The sequence below is a fragment of the Komagataeibacter melomenusus genome, from assembly GCF_013155395.1.
Classification (GTDB): Bacteria; Pseudomonadota; Alphaproteobacteria; order Acetobacterales; family Acetobacteraceae; genus Komagataeibacter; species Komagataeibacter melomenusus.
Window position 1 is genome coordinate 1 of the sequence record NZ_JABJWC010000067.1, and the last position, 13,283, is coordinate 13,283.

Here is a 13,283-nt window from a genome sequence, read left to right on the forward strand (position 1 = left end):
TTCTGCAAGCTCAAGGAGTTCAAGCGTATCGCCACGCGGAGCGACAAGACAGACAGATCATTCGCAGCGATGATTTATCTCTCCGCTGCAATCATCAATTCACGATAATTCCCAACAGGCCCTGGAATAACGAATAGAAGTTTTTGGCGAAGCTTTTTTCAAAAAGCTTCAAGGAACGCAGCCTTTTTGAAAAAAGGCTGCACCCAAAAACTTTTATCTTTTCACAATCCCGGCTTGAGCACGTAGCCCTTGCCGCGCACGGTCTGCAAAAAGCGTGGCTCCTTGGGGTCGGGCTCAATGCGGCGGCGCAGGCGGGTCACCTGCACATCGACCGCGCGCTCGCCAATTTCCTCCATGTCCAGCGTGGTGGCGATGGCGGTGCGCGACAGGATCTCGTTGGGATGGCGGGCCAGCACCGAGAGCAGCGCCGATTCGCCACCCGTCAGGTGCACGATTCCCTTCGCATTCGACAACAGCCCCCGCACGGGGTCGAACTCCAGGTCGCCCAGCCGCACGATGCGCAGGTTGCTGCTTGGCGCGGGCGGCACGAAGCGGCGCAGATGCGCCTTGAGCCGCAGCAGCAGTTCACGCGGCTCGAACGGCTTGGCCAGATAGTCATCGGCTCCGGCCTCGAGGCCGATGATCCGGTCTTCGGGCTCGCCGCGCGCCGTCAGCAGCAGGATGGGAAAGTTCAGGTTGTCGCGCCGCAGTTCGCGGGTCAGTTCCAGCCCGTTTTCCCCCGGCATGGTAATGTCGAGCACCAGCGCATCGGGCTGCATGAAGCCCAGCACCTGCCGCGCCTCCTGCGCCGAGCACGCGGCGCTGACCCGAAAGCCCTGTTCGCTCAGGTAGCGGTGCAGCAGGCGGCGCAGGCGGGGGTCGTCATCCACCACAACCACATGGGCATCCATGATCATGCTGTCGCGGGGGAGGGCGGAATCGCAGGCCGTCTGGATCATGAAGAACTCCGGTCAGGAGGGTGAAGGGCATCGGTGGATACGCCGGGCATGGCCGATTCGTCTATCAGGCCGCGCATGACACGGCGAAAACCGTCAACCGCCCGGCCCCCTGCGTTGCGGTACACCCGTAAAAGCACCTCACGTTGCAGCGAAAAGAGCCGGTTTTCAATCTCTGCCCCGCGCGGGCTCAGGTACAGGCAGCGCCGCCTGCGGTCCTGTGGCGTGGTCTCGTGCCGCAGCAGGCCATGGGCCACCAGCTCGCCCAGCGTGCGGCTCATGCTCTGCTTGGTAATGCCCAGCACATCAAGCAGCGCGCCCACGGCAATGCCCGGCTGCAGCGCCACGGTCTGCATGATGCGGTAATGGGCGTGGCCCAGCCCGTATTCGTGCAGGGCGGGGTCGATCACGTTGCCAAAGGCGCGGCAGGCCAGCAGCAGCAGTTCCTGCGCCTGGCGCATGTCCTCATCACGCAGGAACAGAAGTTCCACGCCCGCGCCCGCCACGGGGGCAGGGCGCGCGGCAGGGGGCCGGGGCGGGGTGGTCATGGCAGGCGGATGGCCGTCAGGCGATGCGGCCGGTCAGCCGGTTGCGCAGGCGGGTGATGCGCCCGATCTCGGCAAGCCTGCGGTCAAGGAATTCCTCCACCGAGGCCGGGTTGCCCCCGCGCGTGAGCCAGAACAGCAGGGTGGCGACATAGACCCCGCTCAGGCTCAGCCGCTTGGTCATGTAGGTAAAGCCGGTGGAACTATCGCCCGCCGCCTCCCATATCGCATTGACGCTGCGGCCGAGCACATGGGCCAGGCTGCGGGCATGGGTGGGCACCAGCAGCACCGCCAGCGCCTGCCTTATGGCCGCGCGGTGGGGGGCTGCGCGTTCCAGCCGGAACAGGATGGCCGCGCGCACCCGGCGGCTGATCTTGCGGCTGCGGAAGGTGTGGGCATGGCCCAGCATGTCGCGGTCCATCAGGTCGAAGCAGGCTTCGGCCAGTTCCGCCATGCCACCGGGAAAGAGCAGGTCCGACTCCGGCCCGGCGCATTGCCGCAAGAGTTCCGGCGTCCAGGCATGGCTGCCCGTGCGCGAATCGGCCAGGAAACGGCGCAGCAGCGCATCACCTTGTGGTGAGTGCGTTACCGCTGGCGGATGCAGGCACGACGCCGCGCGCGCGACCAGGGCGGAAGGGTTCATGGGCGCTCTCCATAACGGGCCATTTCGCTGTCAAAGCCCATGCGGCCAAGGTTGGTCATGCGCATGGGGTAGAGGATTCCGTGCAGGTGGTCGTATTCATGCTGCAATACATTGGCCAGAAAGCCCGATGCAACGCCCTGCACCACGTGCCCGTGCGCATCCAGCCCCTTATAGGCCACGCGGGCATGGCGCGGCACCCAGCCCCGCAGGCCGGGAATGGACAGGCAGCCCTCCAGCCGGTCCACCATCTCGTCACCCACCGGCTCCAGCACGGGGTTGACCAGGGCGGAAGGCGGGCGCGGCGGGTCATCCTCGCCCGTGCTGCGGGCCAGCGGCACATGATAGACGAACAGCGCGAGGCCGTGATGCACCTGTGGTGCTGCGAGTCCCGCGCCGCCTGCATCGAGCATGGTCTCGATCATGTCGGCCACCAGCGTGCGGATGGCCGGGGCCTGCGCATCGGCCACCGGCCGGGCGGGTTGCAGCAGCACCGGATGGCCCATGCGGGCGATCTTGAGCAGCGTCATGCAGCGAAAGGCCTTCCTGTTTTGGGGAACATGTATATGACAGCGTTGGCGCGCAAAGCGCAGCACCAAAATTCATGCGGCTTTCCATGCGGGAATGATTTGTGTTGCGCGGCGCGAGTGTGATATAGGTGCGGCCCGTTTGGGAATCGCACGAAGGGAATGGCCTCGGGCGGACGTTCCCCAAGTTTCAGTTTCATGGATCATCCATACCGGATGGCAGATCAGGAGTTGACGACCCAGTGCAGGTTCTCGTTCGTGACAACAATGTTGATCAGGCCCTCAAGGCCCTCAAGAAAAAAATGCAGCGTGAAGGCATCTTCCGCGAAATGAAGCTGCGTCGCCACTATGAAAAGCCGTCCGAGCGCAAGGCGCGCGAGGCAGCCGAGGCCGTGCGCCGTGCCCGCAAGATGGAGCGCAAGCGCCTCGAGCGTGAAGGCTTCTGATCCCTCGCGTATCGGAATACGGGTCATGACCCACAAAAAACCGGCTTCTGCAAGGAAGCCGGTTTTTTTGCGTCTGGAGAGGGAAAGCCATGGGCACGGACTCCGCATCTGAAGCCACGACCGGCTGGCGGCGGTGGCGCGGGCGGCTGGCGCGTCGCATCCTGCCGCGCTCGCTGCTTGGGCGCATGCTGCTGATCGGGTTCATTCCGCTGCTGGCCACGCAGGCCATCTCGCTCGAACTGTTTTACGGCAACTACCTGCAGATCGTCTCGCGCCGCCTGTCGGGTGACATGGCCACCACCATCTCCATGACGCTGGACATGCTCGAGCGCTATCCTTCCGCCACCGATCGCAAGTGGATCCTTGAGGATGCAGGCCGCCGGGCGGGGCTGGTCATGACCCTGCGCGAGGGGGAAAGCCTGGAGCGGCGCGGCTCGAACCACGTGCTCGGCCCGATTGACGAGGACCTGGCCCGCGACCTGCAGGCCAGCGTGCGCTGGCCCACCTTCGTTGACTGGAAAAAGGCGCATCGCCGCGTCGTGATCCTGGTGCAGACACCCATCGGCGTGTTGCAGGTCATAGCGCTGCGCAAGCGGCTGGACGTGGCGCCGGTGTGGCTGTTCGTGGCGTGGGCGTCGGGCAGCGCGCTGCTCCTGTTCCTGATCGCGGGCCTGTTTATGCGCAACCAGGTGCGCGCCATCCGCAGGCTGGCCCGTGCGGCGGAACTGTTCGGGCTGGGGCGCGACACGGTGCCCATCGTGCCCGAAGGCGCGCAGGAAATCCGCAAGGCCGCCGTTGCCTTCAACCGCATGCGCGACCGCATCAACCGCTTTGTGGAGCAGCGCACCACCGTGCTTGCCGGAGTCTCGCACGACCTGCGCACGCCGCTCACCCGCCTGCGGCTGTCACTGGCCATGTTCCCGCGCTCCGGCATGGTCCGGGCCGAGGACCTCCAGCCCGATATCGCCGACATGATCGGTGATATCGTGGAGATGGAGCACATGATCGAGGGGTATCTGTCATTTGCGCGCGGGGAGGGGGCGGAAACGCCCACGGTCATCCGGGTGGAGGAACTGTTCGAGGAAAGCGTTGCCGCCCTGCGCCGCGTGGGGGCGCAGGCCAGCATCGGGTTTGTCACCCCGCCGGATCTGAGCATCATCGGGCGCAGCAATGCCCTGCGCCGCGTGCTGAACAATGTGGTGGAAAACGCGCGCCATCACGCCACCCGCATCGCGCTTTCAGCCGAGCGTGGGCGCAAGCAGGTGTTCATCTATGTCGATGATAACGGCTGCGGCGTGGAGGAAGCCCGGCGCGAGAGCGTGTTCCGCGCTTTCGAGAGTGGCAAGGAAGGCGGCACGGGTCTTGGCCTGGCCATAGCGCGTGACATCATTCACGCCCATGGCGGCCATATCGGGCTGGAGTCCGGGCCGCTTGGCGGGGCGCGGGTCACGATAGAACTGCCAGCCTGACCGTGGCCCGGCCTGATCGTGGTCGGGGCGGGCGTGGCGTCAGGGCAGGGAGTTGCCCGCGCCGCCATGGCCGGGGCCGCCGTTCATGCTGTTCATCGGGCCCATGCTGCCGCCATAGGTACTGGTCATCTGGCTGAGCGGGTTGTAGCGGCCCACATTGCCCAGGATCTGCTGCATGATGTTGATCTTGGTGCCCGGCGTGGGGGTCTTGCCGGGCATCATGGTCACGTAGCGCGCGTCATCCTTGTGCAGCGTGCGCAGGCTGCGCAGCACGCCCTCCTGGTCAAAGGTCAGCACCACGACTTCCTGCTTTTCCACCTGCGGGAAGCTGATGGGCGCGAGCACCTGCTTCATGGACACATAGAGCCAGGTATTGTCATCAAACGTGGCATGGCCGGTGGGCGAGCCCAGGGCATCCATCACGTCCGAGCGCGAGGTCTCGCCTATCTTGAGCTTGTTATAGTCATCCGCCTCGACCAGCGAGCCGCGCTGCATGGTGCTGGGCTTGAAGACGCTACAGCCGGACAGCGCAATCCCCGCCCCGATGACAGCGCACGAAAACACGCGTAATGAACGGGAGCGGGGCTGGTTGTCCTTGGGTGACCTCATGGTCGGGAAAATATCCTGAAATAGGGCAGGGCGCATATGCGGTTCGTCTTTCCGGTGCCCCATCGGGTAAATGAAGTCAATCACAGATCGCCCTGGTGGTGGAAAAACACCCCGCCAGACCCATATTTTTACCATCATCGCAACACGGGCGCCCCCGTGGTCACATGTGCAGGAGTTAAGACGAGATGGATGCAGAATTTTCCCGCCCGCTGGCCGTGGGCCGCATCCCGGTCCAGGGCATGGAAACGGTGATCGAGGCGAAGGACACCGAATGCCGCGCGCTGGCCCGCCGCTTCGGCATACCCGGCCTGCGCAACCTGTCATGCCGCTACCGGCTCAAGCCGGGGCAGGACGGGGAGGTACTGGCCGAGGGCTGGCTGACCGCCCACGTGACGCAGGAATGCGTGGTCAGCCTCGAGCCGTTCGAGGATGTCATGGCAGAATCGTTCACCGTGCGCTGCATCCCTGCCGCGCGTTTTCGGGAGGACGACGAGGTCGATCCGTTCTCGATCGATGAAGTGCCCTATGAGCGCGATACCATCGACCTTGGCGAGCTTGCGGCAGAAGAGGTTTCGCTCGCGCTCGATCCCTATCCGCACAAGCCCGGCTGCGCAATTCCGGCCGAATTCGCGGGCACGGAAGACACCGCTGTGGAAGAAACCACGCGCAGGCAGCCTTTTTCCGCTCTGGCCGAGTTGAAAAAAAAGCAGAACTGACGCAAAGGAGAGGCGCGAGCGGGGGTGTCTCGCCATGAGCCATGCACATAATCCCTTGTGCAAGTGCAAATGGTCTGCTAGAGCGCCCCCCTCAATTATTGATAACTGACCGGTGTATCGCCACGAGGGTGTGCCTGCCGGTTGTGATCCAGATCGGAGGGGCCCGGGCCCATGGCTGTACCCAAGAGAAAAACCTCGCCGTCCCGTCGTGGCATGCGTCGCAGCCACGCTGCGCTGAGTGTTCCGGCGCATGCGGAATGCTCCAACTGTGGCGAACTCAAGCGCCCGCATCATGTCTGCAGCCACTGCGGGCACTATGATGGCCGTGAGGTCGCTTCCGCCGGCAAGGCGCTGAAGACGGCGGTCCGCGCCTGACAACACGACGCCACAGGCGTCATTACCCGGTAACGGCGCGATCGGATTCGATCGCGCCGGCGGGCTGGCCTCGGGCCGTCCTGTCCGGGTCGCGCGGGGAAAGTGATCTTTTCAAAGTGTATTCCCCGATCTTGCGCGTTCCTTTCTTACCCGGCACAAGACGAGCATGAGCGAGACAGGTTCCTCCTTTTCCGAGACTGGGCCCTACACCCTTGCCATTGATGGCATGGGCGGGGATGGTGGTCCGGAAGTTGTAGTGGCCGGACTGGCGATTGCGGCAGACCGACATCCTTCGGCCAGGATTCTTCTGGTTGGGGATGAGGCGACGTTGTCCGGCCTTCTGGCCCGCCATCCGCGCGCGGCCGCCATCTGCACGATCCGTCCGGCCGGTTCGGCCATCCCCATGGACATGAAGCCCACCGCTGCCCTGCGCGTGCGTGATTCCTCCATGCGGCTGGCCATGGATGCGGTCTCACAGGGCGAGGCGCAGGGCGTCGTTTCCGCTGGCAACAGCGGGGCCATGCTGGCGCTGGCCAAGATCGTGGTCAAAACCCTTCCCGGCATCACCCGCCCGGCCATGGCCGCCATCAGCCCCACCACGCGGGGCGATGTGGTCATGCTCGACCTGGGCGCCAACGTCTCGTGCGACTGGCGCAACCTTGTCGAGTTCGCCATCATGGGCGAGGCCTTCGCCAAGGCGGTGCTCGGCCTGCCCGCGCCCACCATCGGGCTGCTCAATGTCGGCTCCGAGGAACTCAAGGGCGACGAGCGCCTGCGCCAGGCGGCCGACGTGCTGCGCAACAGTTCGCTCTCCCGCCAGTTCCATGGTTTTGTGGAAGGCCACGACATCACCGCCGGCACGACCGACGTGGTGGTGACGGACGGCTTTACCGGCAATGTCGCGCTGAAAACGGGCGAGGGCGCGCTGAAAATGGCGTTCACGCTGCTGCGGCAGGTCTTCACCTCCAGCCTGTTGGGCCGGATCGGCTACCTGCTGGTGCGCCCCGGGCTTGAGCGGATGAAGGAATGGCTCGACCCGCGCCGCTATAACGGCGCGGTGTTCGTGGGGCTGAACGGGGTGGTGGTCAAGTCGCATGGCGGCACGGATGCCGAAGGCTTTGCCGCGGCGGTTGACGTGGCGATGGACATGGTCACCCACCGCTTTACCGACAGCATCCGCGAGCGGTTGGGGCACATGGAAAGCCTTACCGCCGTCAAGGCGTCCGACCCGTCGCAGACGGTCCCTGCATCCTGATGCGGCAATAACAGCCGGCGTGGGGTCAGCAGGCGGGGCCTGCCTGTGCCCACCCGTGCATATGAAATGATAGTGGTGGAAAAACAGGCATGACGGCGAAACGCTCGCTTCTGTCCGGTTTTGGCGGTTACCTGCCCGAGCGGATCGTTACCAACGATGAACTGGCCACCTGGCTCGATACATCGGATGAATGGATTCGCGCCCGCACGGGAATCGCCCAGCGCCACATGGCGGGCGAGGGGGATACCGCCGTTTCCATGGCGGCACAGGCCGCCCGCCAGGCGCTCGACTATGCGGGTGCCACGCCTGATGATGTCGATGCCGTCATTGTCGCGACCAGCACGCCCGACCAGGCCTTCCCCTCCACCGCCGTGCGGGTGCAGGCCGAACTGGGCATGACGGGCGGCTTCGGCTTTGACCTTGCCGCCGCGTGCTCGGGCTTCATCTATGCGCTGTCCATGGCCGATTCGCTCATTCGCAGCGGGCAGGCACGCTCGGCGCTGGTGATTGGCAGCGAGGTCTATTCCCGCATTCTCGACAAAACGGACCGGGGCACCTACGTGCTGTTTGGCGATGGGGCCGGGGCGGTGTTCGTGACCGGCACGGATGATGCGGCGGGGGATGTGGGCATCCTGTCCACCCATCTGCATTCCGATGGCCGTTATGGCGACCTGCTGTTCGTGGATGGTGCGACCGGCCTGCATGACCGGCCCGCCCACCTGCGCATGAACGGGCGCGAGGTGTTCCGCCATGCGGTGGGCAAGCTGTCCTCCTCGGTGGATGAGGCGCTGGCCGCCAATGGCCTGACCCATGCGGACGTAAACTGGCTGGTGCCGCACCAGGCCAACCTGCGCATCATTGATGGCGTGGCCCGCAAGCTCGCCCTGCCGCCCGAGCGCGTGGTGGTGACGGTGGACCGGCATGCCAATACCTCTGCCGCCTCCATTCCGCTGGCCCTGAACGAGGCCGTGCGCGACGGGCGCATCAACAAGGGCGACCTGGTGCTGATGGAAGCGCTCGGTGGCGGCCTGACATGGGGTTCGGCGCTGGCGCGGCTGTAATGTCGTTTCGGTACCACATTGAAACGGGTGCAAAACAAACCATCCGCAGGCTGACGACATTCAATTGACGATACGCACGCGCATGCATAACGTTTACGCATGAGCACCGTCACGCGCGCCACTCTGGCAGAACACATATATGATCAGGTCGGCCTGTCCCGCCATGAATCCGCCGATATTCTGGAAGATATCCTTGAGCGGATGGCACGGACCCTTGAGGCTGGCGATACCCTTAAAATAAGCGGTTTTGGCACGTTCTCTGTCCGGCAGAAGGGGCAGCGCACGGGCCGTAACCCCAAAACCGGCGTGGAAGTGCCGATTCTGCCACGCTCGGTTCTGGTGTTTCGCCCCAGTCAGTTGCTTCGTGCCCATGTCAACGGACAGTCCGCCGGGCAGGCCCCGCCGGAAGGAGACGATGAATGACCACGGAGCACGCCACCAGCAGCGCGGTCGAGCCCGGCACGGACTGCCTGCCGATCTATGAGGTCGCGCGCGAGCTTGGCCTCGCGCAGCATGTCATGCGCATGTGGGAGGCCAGCTTTCCGCAGCTTCAGCCGCTGCGCGGGCCGGTGGGGCGGCGCTATTACCGCCCGCAGGACATCACCGTGCTGCGCGAGATTGCCGACCTGCTTTACGTGCGCAAGATGTCGGTGGCCCAGGCGCAGGCCGAACTGGCGCGCGGGGCGCTTGTTGCCCCCGAATCCGCAGGCGAGGCCGTAACCCCGCCTGCCGGGGCGCCCGTGGCCCAGGAGGATGCGCCAGTAGCCGCCACAGCGCCCGCGACCGAGCCCGCCACGGCTATCATGCAGGTGACGGTGATCGAGGACGTGGTGGAAACCGTCGTGGCCTGTGAAGAGCCCCCAACGGTCGCCCCGCCAGTGCCTGAAGCGCCCGTGGTGGTGGAAACTGCCACAACCGCTGCGGATGCTGCCCCGGAGCCTGAAAGCGTGGCCGGGACACCAGCACAGGCGCCCGAGGACGAACCGGAACAGCCGCCGCTTGAGCAGATTGTCATGATCGAGGTCGAGCGCCTGCAGGCGGAAAATACGGTGCTGCGCGACAGCCTGCGCGGCGTGCTGGTCGAGCTTGAGGCCCTGCGGCAGATGGTGCCGGTCTGAGCCGGGCATTTTTTTTCGTTTTGGTTCATTACATGGGTTGCAGTCCCCCCGGTCGGCTGCTACACCCTGCGCATCGCAGACAGGCGGGCAGTAGCGCAGCCTGGTAGCGCATCAGTCTGGGGGACTGGGGGTCGTGGGTTCGAATCCCGCCTGCCCGATATCCCTGTCTGCGATAAGAAGACCAAGCAAGCAAGGCATCCTGAAAAGGGTGCTTTTTTTGTATCTGGCGCCCGGAAAGCCCGGCTTAGTAGCGGGCGCGGCTCCAGTTCAGCCACAGCATGTGCAGCACCGCCATGATGGCAGGCCCCATGAACAGCCCGAGCAGGCTCCAGCTTTCCGCCCCGCCCAGTATGCCCGCCAGCACCCACAGGAAGGGGAGCTGCGTCGAGCCGCCAATCAGGGCCGGGCGCACGAGGTGGTCGGCCAGGAAGATCACCGCCATGCCCAGCACGATGATGGCCATGGCGCCGAACAGCGTGCCGGTCTTGATGAGCAGCATGAGGGCGACGGCGCTGATGGCGATGAAGGCGCAGAACGGGATCATGGCGGCGATGGCCGTCACTACTCCGAACAGGAAGGGGTGCGGCGCGCCGGCGACCAGATAGGCCACGGCCATGAGCATGCCTTCGCCAATGCCCACCAGCACCAGCCCCGATACCGAGCCATGCACCGAGGCGATCATCTGCAGCGCGATCCGCTCGCCCCGCTTGCCAAAGGCGCGGCGCGAGACGTTGAGCGACTGCCGGATGACGGAATCGCCATCCTTGAGCAGGAAAAACAGCGTGAGGATGGCAAAGGCGAACAGCAGCACCCGGTGGAGCACCTGAGAGCCAAGCTGCTGCGTGACCTTGACGCTCTGGCCGATATTCATCGAGCCGAGCAGGGCGGACACATCCGCCGGGTTTTTCAGGTGCTCGTTCCACCACGCGGTAATGGCCTGCTGCCCATAGGGCAGGTGGCTGATCCATTCCGGCAGGGGGATGCCGGAATGGCGGGCTTCGTTGAGGAAGCGCAGCATGCCTTCCGCCTCGCGCCCCGCCTCCAGCCCGAACAGGGCCAGCGGCCCGATGAAGATGAAGGCGATGGCCAGTGTAAACAGTAGCGGCAGCAGCGTTTTATGCGCCCGCCCGTTCCACCGCCGCCGCGCGCGCGCGTAAAGCGGCCAGGAGGCGATGGCGAACACGCAGCCCCATATCAGCGAGGGCAGGAAGCCGCGCACCGTATAAAGCCCCAGCAGCACGAAAAACAGCGCCAGCACCGCACGCGCGATGCGTTGCGTGCGCTGGGTCTCGCGGAATGAACGGAAGGTTCGCATCGTGGAGGGATCGGCCTCGCGCCCCGTCATGGGGGCGGGAAAGCCATCCTGATCCGCGTTGTGGGGATCCGTCATTCTCATTCCTCTGGGATGTGCTGGCTCTGCTGTATGGGGCTACTTATGCTAACGCGCCCGTGTGCGGAAAGACTTTAATCCTGCCGGGCAGGTGCGGTTTCAATCGCCCACAGGGCAAAGGCGTGGATCAGGGCCGCTTCCTTGAGGGAATCAAAGCGCCCGGTGGCGCCCCTGTGCCCGGCCTCCATGTTGGTGCGCAGCATGATGGGGCGAGGCGCGCGGTTGTGTGCGCGCAGGCGGGCTACCCATTTGGCGGGCTCCCAGTAGGTCACGCGCGGGTCGGTCAGGCCGCCCATGGCCAGGATGGCAGGGTAGGCGCGGGGGGCGACCTGCTCATAGGCCGCGTAGCTGGCAATCAGGTCATAGGCGGCCACATCTTCCAAAGGGTTGCCCCATTCGGGCCATTCCGGCGGGGTCAGCGGCAGCGACGCGTCCGACATGGTGTTGAGTTCATCCACAAACGGCACCACGGCCACGATGCCCGCAAACAGGTCGGGCCGCATGTTGGCGATGGCTCCCATTACCATTCCGCCAGCGGAACGTCCATCGGCCACGATGCGCCCTTTCGCGCCAAAGCCTTCGGCCACGAGGGTTTCGGCGCAGGCGATGAAATCGCTGAACGTGTTGGGCTTGTTGCGCCCGCGCCCGCCAAGGAACCAGTTCCAGCCCTTTTCCGAGCCGCCGCGCACATGGGCAATGGCGTAGAACCAGCCCCGGTCGACAAGGCTGAGCGTGCGGGTGGAAAAGACCGGGTCGATGGCATGGCCATAAGCGCCGTAGCCATAAAGCAGCAGCGGGGCGGCGCCATCAATGGGCGTGTCATGGCGGCCCAGCACGGTTACCGGCACCTGCTCGCCATCCGCTGCCCGCGCCATGAGCCGCCAGCAGCGGTATTGTGCGGGGTCGTGGCCCGAGGGCACTTCCTGCTGCTTGAGCACGGTCTCGGCGCCGCTCGCCATGTCACGCGCATGCCATGCGCGCGGGGTGGTGGGGGACTGGTAGATGTAGCGCAGTTCGGTGGTGTCGTATTCGTACCCGCCCACCAGCGTCAGGTCATAGGCCGCCTCATCGGGCTCGAGGGCCTCGGTCGTGCCATCGGTGCTGCGGATGACGATGCGCGTATTGGCATCGCGCCGCTCGCGCCAGGCGAGGTGGCCCGACCAGACCATGCATTCGGTAATGTAGCGGCCCGGCTCATGGGCTACGAGGTCGCGCCAGTTGGCGCGCGCGGGTGCCGTATCGGGCGTGGTCATGAGCTTGAAGTCATACGCGCCATCGGCATTGGTCAGGATGATGAAATCTGCGCCCTGATGGTACAGCCCGTATATCAGCCCCGTCTCGCGCGGGCTGGCGCAGCGGGGGCTGGCCTGTGGGTCGTGGCCGGGAATGAGCCAGGACTCGGAGGTATCATGGTTGCCGCTGGTGATGATGATCCACCCGCCCGAGCGCGTGGTCTCCACGCCCACGAAAAAGCCGGGATCGGCTTCCTCATACACCAGCGTGTCGTGCTCCTCGCCAATGCGGCGGCGATAGACGCGGGCCGGGCGGCCATGGCTGTCGCGCCAGACCCAGAACACGAAGGCGCTGTCAGGCGAGAACACAAACGCCCCGCTACAGTTCTCGACCGGGGGCAGGGGCACTGCGCCGCCTGCCAGCCTGCGGATGTGGATGCGGTAGATTTCCGAGCCCTGCGTGTCCTCCGCATGGGCGAACAGGCTGTGGTCGGGGCTGTGGAGGGCGGCGGCCACGGCGTAATATTCATGCCCCCTGGCCGCTTCATTTACGTCGAGCAGCACTTCCTCCGCCGTGGGCGTGGCGGTGAGGTAGCGTTTATAAACCGGGTACTGCGCGCCCGCGGTGTAGCTGGTCTGGTAGCTGTAGGGGCCATGCGGAGTGGGGGGATAGGTGTCATCCGCCTGCATGCGGCCCTTCATCTCGGCCACCAGCATGGCCTGCAGGTCTTCCGTGCCGGACAGGACGGACTGCGTATAGGCGTTTTCCGCCCGCAGGTGGTCGGCAATGTCGGGGCGCAGCAGCGTGGGGTCGCGCAGCACCTCCTGCCAGTTATCGTCCTTCATCCACGCATATTCATCGTGCCGGGTGCGGCCAAGCTGCGTGATGGTGTGGGGGATCTGGCGGGCAACGGGGGGCGTGGTCATCGCATGGTCCTCGGGGG

At 65.1% G+C, this 13,283-nt stretch carries 15 protein-coding genes, 1 tRNA gene and 1 pseudogene; 10 read left to right on the top strand and 7 right to left on the bottom strand.

Features of this window, described 5'->3' with window-relative positions; translation table 11 throughout:
• Positions 1-108, top strand: a pseudogene (locus HNW77_RS17860) (IS5/IS1182 family transposase); the annotation flags it as partial.
• A 113-nt stretch (positions 109-221) separates the two neighbouring features.
• Here HNW77_RS17860 and HNW77_RS15995 read toward each other — a convergent pair.
• From HNW77_RS15995 to def, 4 genes are read right to left on the bottom strand one after another with little or no spacing between them, the layout of a single operon-like run.
• Positions 222-959, bottom strand: coding sequence for a response regulator (locus tag HNW77_RS15995; RefSeq protein ID WP_172158991.1), 738 nt, complete (start codon positions 957-959; stop codon positions 222-224).
• Positions 956-1,504 (bottom strand): MarR family winged helix-turn-helix transcriptional regulator, encoded by a 549-nt coding sequence (locus tag HNW77_RS16000; protein ID WP_172158993.1) that lies wholly within the window; start codon positions 1,502-1,504, stop codon positions 956-958. Before HNW77_RS16000 ends, HNW77_RS15995 begins: the two co-directional genes overlap by 4 nt.
• Positions 1,505-1,520: 16 nt before the next feature.
• Complete coding sequence (locus HNW77_RS16005) at positions 1,521-2,144, bottom strand: COQ9 family protein (RefSeq protein ID WP_172159000.1); 624 nt, start codon at positions 2,142-2,144, stop codon at positions 1,521-1,523.
• Positions 2,141-2,671, bottom strand: a complete 531-nt coding sequence (def, locus tag HNW77_RS16010; RefSeq protein WP_172159002.1) for a peptide deformylase — start codon at positions 2,669-2,671, stop codon at positions 2,141-2,143. Before def ends, HNW77_RS16005 begins: the two co-directional genes overlap by 4 nt.
• Before the next feature lie 239 nt (positions 2,672-2,910).
• On the opposite strand from def, the gene rpsU reads away from it, so the two are divergent.
• Both rpsU and HNW77_RS16020 read left to right on the top strand, forming a co-directional pair.
• Complete coding sequence (rpsU, locus tag HNW77_RS16015) at positions 2,911-3,114, top strand: 30S ribosomal protein S21 (RefSeq protein WP_010506446.1); 204 nt, start codon at positions 2,911-2,913, stop codon at positions 3,112-3,114.
• A gap of 89 nt (positions 3,115-3,203) precedes the next feature.
• Positions 3,204-4,583: a sensor histidine kinase gene (locus HNW77_RS16020; protein WP_172159004.1), complete on the top strand. Its 1,380-nt coding sequence runs from the start codon at positions 3,204-3,206 to the stop codon at positions 4,581-4,583.
• Positions 4,584-4,622: 39 nt separating this feature from the next.
• On the opposite strand, the gene HNW77_RS16025 is transcribed toward HNW77_RS16020, so the two are convergent.
• Positions 4,623-5,192 (bottom strand): outer membrane protein assembly factor BamE, encoded by a 570-nt coding sequence (locus HNW77_RS16025; protein WP_172159005.1) that lies wholly within the window; start codon positions 5,190-5,192, stop codon positions 4,623-4,625.
• 185 nt (positions 5,193-5,377) lie between these two features.
• Between HNW77_RS16025 and HNW77_RS16030 the strand changes: the two genes are divergently transcribed.
• The 7 genes from HNW77_RS16030 to HNW77_RS16060 all read left to right on the top strand — a co-directional run bounded on the left by HNW77_RS16030 (position 5,378) and on the right by HNW77_RS16060 (position 9,875).
• Complete coding sequence (locus HNW77_RS16030; RefSeq protein WP_172159007.1) at positions 5,378-5,908, top strand: YceD family protein; 531 nt, start codon at positions 5,378-5,380, stop codon at positions 5,906-5,908.
• A 171-nt stretch (positions 5,909-6,079) separates the two neighbouring features.
• On the top strand, positions 6,080-6,283 hold the full coding sequence (gene rpmF, locus HNW77_RS16035) for a 50S ribosomal protein L32 (RefSeq protein WP_010506434.1): 204 nt from the start codon (positions 6,080-6,082) through the stop codon (positions 6,281-6,283).
• Between the two features lie 166 nt (positions 6,284-6,449).
• Positions 6,450-7,538, top strand: coding sequence for a phosphate acyltransferase PlsX (gene plsX / locus HNW77_RS16040; RefSeq protein WP_172159008.1), 1,089 nt, complete (start codon positions 6,450-6,452; stop codon positions 7,536-7,538).
• Between the two features lie 89 nt (positions 7,539-7,627).
• Positions 7,628-8,599 (top strand): beta-ketoacyl-ACP synthase III, encoded by a 972-nt coding sequence (locus HNW77_RS16045; RefSeq protein WP_172159010.1) that lies wholly within the window; start codon positions 7,628-7,630, stop codon positions 8,597-8,599.
• Positions 8,600-8,698: 99 nt separating this feature from the next.
• The gene (locus HNW77_RS16050) at positions 8,699-9,022 is read left to right on the top strand and encodes an integration host factor subunit alpha (RefSeq protein ID WP_110568859.1); all 324 of its coding nucleotides are present in this window, start codon (positions 8,699-8,701) and stop codon (positions 9,020-9,022) included.
• Complete coding sequence (locus HNW77_RS16055) at positions 9,019-9,717, top strand: MerR family transcriptional regulator (RefSeq protein WP_172159011.1); 699 nt, start codon at positions 9,019-9,021, stop codon at positions 9,715-9,717. Before HNW77_RS16050 ends, HNW77_RS16055 begins: the two co-directional genes overlap by 4 nt.
• Before the next feature lie 84 nt (positions 9,718-9,801).
• A tRNA-Pro gene (locus tag HNW77_RS16060) sits at positions 9,802-9,875 on the top strand.
• A gap of 86 nt (positions 9,876-9,961) precedes the next feature.
• On the opposite strand, the gene HNW77_RS16065 is transcribed toward HNW77_RS16060, so the two are convergent.
• Together HNW77_RS16065 and HNW77_RS16070 are read right to left on the bottom strand one after the other, a co-directional pair.
• Entirely contained in the window at positions 9,962-11,113 is a 1,152-nt protein-coding gene (locus HNW77_RS16065) for an AI-2E family transporter (protein ID WP_172159013.1), read from the bottom strand.
• Positions 11,114-11,181: 68 nt separating this feature from the next.
• Positions 11,182-13,266: a S9 family peptidase gene (locus tag HNW77_RS16070; protein ID WP_172159015.1), complete on the bottom strand. Its 2,085-nt coding sequence runs from the start codon at positions 13,264-13,266 to the stop codon at positions 11,182-11,184.
• Positions 13,267-13,283 lie beyond the last annotated feature (17 nt).